2 protein-coding genes and 1 pseudogene are annotated in these 2,043 nt (G+C 53.6%); all 3 read left to right on the top strand.

What is annotated here, in order from left to right:
* Window positions 1–748 (top strand): annotated as a pseudogene (locus L655_RS1000000128535) (site-specific integrase); the annotation flags it as partial.
* Window positions 749–905: 157 nt separating this feature from the next.
* Window positions 906–1,826 (top strand): chromate resistance protein ChrB domain-containing protein, encoded by a 921-nt coding sequence (locus tag L655_RS0114565; RefSeq protein WP_033012006.1) that lies wholly within the window; start codon window positions 906–908, stop codon window positions 1,824–1,826.
* Window positions 1,798–2,043: chromate transporter (locus tag L655_RS01000000125680; RefSeq protein WP_033012003.1), on the top strand; the 246-nt coding region annotated here is incomplete at its 3' end. The genes L655_RS0114565 and L655_RS01000000125680, both read left to right, overlap by 29 nt.

Here is a 2,043-nt window from a genome sequence, read left to right as displayed (position 1 = left end):
TTAGCCAATGGCACCACTACCAAGGGTTGACTGACCCGGTTCGTGATCCGCTGGTATGTAAAACCATGGAGGGCATTCGCCGCACCCATGGACAGCCCAAGCGCAAGGCCAAGGCGTTGCGCTTGGAGCACATCGCCCAACTAGTAAATTACTTGCGGCACTTACCGGACAACAAAAAGAAATACCGGGATATTGCCTTGGTACTCACCGGGTTCTTCGGCGCCTTGCGTCGCAGTGAGCTGGTTGCTCTTCAGGTCAATGATCTGGTTTGGGAGCCGGAAGGGCTGCTCATCCGGTTGCCGCGCTCCAAGACCGACCAGCAAGGCATGGGTTTAATGCGAGCTTTACCTTACGGAAAGGCCGCTTGTTGTCCGGCTACCNCCGCCGTGAAAACTTGGTTAGATGCAGCGGGCATCACCAGCGGTCCGGTGTTTCGTCCCACCAACCGCTGGGATCACATTCAGGAAAAAGCGCTGGCTCCAGGTGCGGTCAATGCTTTGCTCAAAACGCTGGGGCAAGCCTGTGAGTTTGATTTTGTGCCTGAACTCAGTAGNGTAGCCACAGTTTCCGTAGAGGGTTATCCACATCGGCAGCGCGTGAGCGAGTGGATTTTGAGTTGATCAAGAAACAAGGCGGCTGGAAGAGCGATGCCACCGTCTGGGAGTATATCGAGGAAGGCCAGCAGCTCAGCAATAATGCGTCAATTATCTTAATGGAGAAGATGGCAACCCTGATGGATGCTGAATGATTCGGTCAACATTCGGGGCAGAATCAATGTATCGGGCCAAACCCAAATACCAAAGCTGGTAATGTTACCGCCACGATCATGGATCATTCTGGCCGCTTTACATCATCGATAAAATATTGTAGATTTACCTACCTTTGTGTAACTAGATCTACAATATATGAAATGGATATTACTGATCTTATCCCTGCCCACCCAAAACGCGACAGTGCGTATGCGGGTATGGCGAACCCTCAAGTCCTCCGGTGCAGCAGTATTGCGTGACGGCGTTTATCTGCTTCCCCATCGACCAGAACATCAGCAATTGTTCGATGGCTTGCTGCAAGAAATAGAGGCAAGTGAAGGCTCAGCCTATGTGCTCCTGGTCGATACCGAAGATGCTGGCCAATTCAGCGGCCTGTTTGATCGTCAGGATGATTACGCCCATCTTTTACACGAGCTGCCCCCAATAAAAGAATTGGCCAGTAGTTCCCTGCAAGAAGCAACCAGACAGCTGCGTAAACTGCGCAAAAACTTCACCGCTATCGCCGCAACGGATTTTTTCCCCGGTGAAGCGCAGGCACAAACCCAGCAGGCGCTGCAACAGCTTGAACTTCAGCTCAATCGCCAGTTATCGCCCAACGAACCCCATGAGCACACCGGTGAAATCCCACGGTTGGATATCAGCCTCTATCGCGGGCGGTTATGGGCAACCCGTCAACGTCCCTGGGTGGATCGCCTTGCCTGTGCCTGGCTAATCCGCCGTTTTATCGATCCGGAGGCTCGCTTTGTGTGGTTGCAAGCACCGAAGGATTGTCCCGCCGATGCGCTGGGCTTTGATTTTGACGGAGCCAGTTTCACTCACCTGAATGGCAAGGTCACTTTTGAGGTTCTGCTTGACAGTTTTAGGCTCGATCACCCCGGCTTAACGCGCTTGGGAGCCTTGGTGCATTTTCTGGACGTAGGGGGTATCCAGCCCAGTGAAGCCAGTGGGCTGGAGCAAATCCTGTGGGGATTGCGCAACAGTATTCATGACGACGATCAACTCATCGCCACGGCTAATGGTGTCTTCGATGCCTTACTGGCTGCNCCAGCCGGTTGAAGCGCCTGCGCCGGTCAGTTTTTGGGAAGCCTTCCGTTTCTGGTTAAAGCTCGGGTTTGTCAGCTTTGGTGGCCCGGCAGGCCAAATAGCCATCATGCACCAGGAGCTGGTGGAGCGCCGGCGCTGGATCAGCGAAAAACGGTTTTTGCATGCGCTCAATTACTGCATGGTGTTGCCTGGTCCGGAGGCGCAACAACTTGCCACTTACATTGGCTGG

This window comes from Pseudoalteromonas sp. TAE79 (genome assembly GCF_000498015.1).
GTDB lineage: Bacteria > Pseudomonadota > Gammaproteobacteria > Enterobacterales > Alteromonadaceae > Pseudoalteromonas.
The sequence above is the reverse complement of the archived record's forward strand: the minus strand, read 5'-3'. Positions and strand labels throughout refer to the sequence as shown.